Origin of the sequence: Colwellia sp. E2M01 (assembly GCF_018860585.1) — a bacterium.
Lineage (GTDB): Bacteria > Pseudomonadota > Gammaproteobacteria > Enterobacterales > Alteromonadaceae > Colwellia.
Genome location: NZ_JAHKPR010000050.1, coordinates 1 through 1,302, shown reverse-complemented (window position 1 = coordinate 1,302; position 1,302 = coordinate 1). Strand labels below are relative to the sequence as shown.

The following is a 1,302-nucleotide window of genomic DNA, read 5'->3' as shown; positions in this document are numbered from 1 at the left end:
ATTGTTTGTGTTTCTGTGGTGCCATCATCACTGGTGAAAGTAATTGTATCTGTCAGGGTTTCACCTGCCGGTAACGCTTGCACAGCCGCATCCGTGTTATCAAGGCTGTAAGTCCATTGACCTGAGCCATCAACTACAACCGTGCCGTAGTTAGCCGTACTACTCGCTAATGTGCCTTCGCCGGTATCAACATCGGTGATAGCAACCGTACCTGTCGCAGTATTGTTCGCCGCATCATCTTCGGTCACAGTTACATCACTTGCCGTAACTGTAATGACTGCTGCATCATCCGTTGCATTGGTTGCTGGTGTGCCTGTCGCCGTTTTATCGGTTGAGGTACCCGAGGTCGTTAAGCTGATCTCAGGCAAGGTATTGCCCGCATCTAAGAACACTTTACCGGCAGCGGTTAAGGTAATGTTACTGCCATCAATCGCATAATAACCATCAGTGTTAGTGCCCGCAGTGAAGCCCACTGTCGCGGTTTCATCTTCATCCGACACGCTGAAGGTTGCCACCGTTGCGCCCACTGGCGTTACATCTTCTTCTGCTGAGCCCGCTGTTAAGGTTAAGCTGGTTTCATCATCCGTCGCATTGGTTGCTGGCGTACCTGTCGCGGTTTTATCTGTCGACGTACCTGAGGTGGTTAAGCTAATTTCAGGCAAGGTATTGCCCGCATCTAAGAACACTTTACCGGCAGCGGTTAAGGTAATGTTACTGCCATCAATCGCATAGTAACCGTCTATATTGGTACCGGCTGTGAAATCAACTACAGCTGTTTCATCTTCATCTGACACACTAAAGGTTGCCACTGTTGCGCCCACTGCCGTCACATCTTCCGTCGCTGAGCCCGCTGTTAAGGTTAAGCTGGTTTCATCATCTGTTGCATTGGTTGCTGGTGTACCCGTCGCGGTTTTATCCGTCGATGTGCCTGACGTAGTTAAGCTAATTTCAGGTAAGGTATTGCCTGCATCTAAGAACACTTTACCGGCAGCGGTTAAGATAATGTTGGTACCATCAATCGCATAATAGCCATCAGTGTTAGTGCCCGCAGTGAAGTCCACTGTCGCGGTTTCATCTTCATCTGACACACTGAACGTCGCCACCGTCGCGCCCACTGGCGTTACATCTTCTTCTGCTGAGCCTGGCGTTAAGGTTAAGCTGGTTTCATCATCGGTAGCGTTGGTTGCTGGTGTGCCTGTCGCCGTTTTATCGGTTGAGGTACCCGAGGTCGTTAAGCTGATCTCAGGTAAGGTATTGCCCGCATCTAAGAACACTTTACCGGCAGCGGTTAAGGTAATGTTA

General features: G+C 49.8%; 1 protein-coding gene. It reads right to left on the bottom strand.

All coding sequences use genetic code 11. The features are described 5' to 3' along the window. On the bottom strand, window positions 1-1,302 hold a 1,302-nt coding region (locus KO502_RS10900), incomplete at both ends, for a VCBS domain-containing protein (protein ID WP_216022607.1).